General features: G+C 69.7%; 1 protein-coding gene. It reads right to left on the reverse strand.

All coding sequences use genetic code 11. The annotated features are described in order from the left end of the window. Positions 1-17: 17 nt before the first annotated feature. Entirely contained in the window at positions 18-1,073 is a 1,056-nt protein-coding gene (locus tag AC2CHG_RS31415) for an IS110 family RNA-guided transposase (RefSeq protein WP_262016378.1), read from the reverse strand. Positions 1,074-1,312 lie beyond the last annotated feature (239 nt).

Consider the following 1,312-nt stretch of genomic DNA (forward strand, 5'->3'; position numbering starts at 1 on the left):
GGATGCTCCTATAGAAGTCAAGGGGTGTTGAGGGTGGTGAAGTCAGCGAGGAGGGCGGTGTGGACCTCGCGGACGATGTAGCGCTTGAGGCAGCGCATGATTTCTTTCTTGTTGAGGCCTTGTTTGGTGCGTTTGTCGACGTAGGCGCGGGTGCGGGGGTCGTGGCGCATGCGGACCAGGGCGATGGTGTGCAGGGCTGAGTTGGCGGCTCTGTCGCCGCCTCGGTTGAGGCGGTGGCGATCGGTGCGTCCTGAGCTGGCGGGGATGGGCGCGGCGCCGCAGAGGTGGGCCAGAGCGGCTTCGGAGCGGAGTCGGTCGGGGTTGTCGCCGGCGGTGGTGAGTAGTTGTCCGGCGACGTCGGTGCCGATGCCGTAGACGGCGTGCAGGTGTGGGGCGGTGCGGGCGACGGCGGGTCGTAGCCGCTGGTCGGCTTGGGTGATCTCGGCGGTCAGGGCCTGGATCCGGGCGGCGATGGCCGCCAGGGCGGCTTTGGTGGCCTCGACGGGATCAGTGAGTCGGGTCTGGTCGACGGGGAGCGCGGCGCACCGGTCGACCAGCGGCGGTCCCGGCTGGCTGAGGTCGTGGCGCAGGGACTCCGGAGCAGAGGCGACCAGGCCGTGGAGCTGGTTGAGCGCGGCGGTGCGGGCTTTCATCGCGCCGCGGCGGGCCACCCGCAGGGCGCGGATGGCCTCGACCGGGCCGGTGCGGGTCTTCGGCGTGCCGCTGGCCTGTCCGGACAGGGCCGCCCGGGCTGCGGCAAGCGCGTCGAGAGGGTCGGACTTGCCCTTGGCCCGGCGGGCTCGCCGGTCCGGACGGTCGACCTCGACCACCGCGACGCCCTGAGCGGTGAGGTGGCGGGCCAGTCCCGCACCGTAGGTGCCGGTGCCCTCCACCCCAACCTTGATCACCTGCCCGAATCGGCGTAGCCAGGCCAGTAGGTGCCGGTAGCCCGCCGCCGACGCGGGAAACTCCTGGTCACCCAGTACCCGGCCAGCACCGTCGATGACGGCGGCGTGATGAGTCTTGCCGTGGGTGTCGACACCACCTGTGACCTGACGCTTCTTGGCTGCCATGCTGGAACCGTCGTCCCTCTCGCTTGCACCGAACAGGGTCGGCACGCACCGCCGGGACGGGCGGACAGGACAGTGACGGGACCTCTTGCACAGGCTCCTATCAGGTCACGAACGCCCAGCAGGTGAGTGCAGGAACGGGTCACCCGGACAAGCCGACGAATCCCCTAGAAGACACCACGGTCAGTCAGAGGGTGAGTCAGACCGGCCGGGTGACCCGCTCCCACATCATCACTGTCAGA

The organism is Micromonospora sp. ATLC20 (assembly GCF_057196585.1).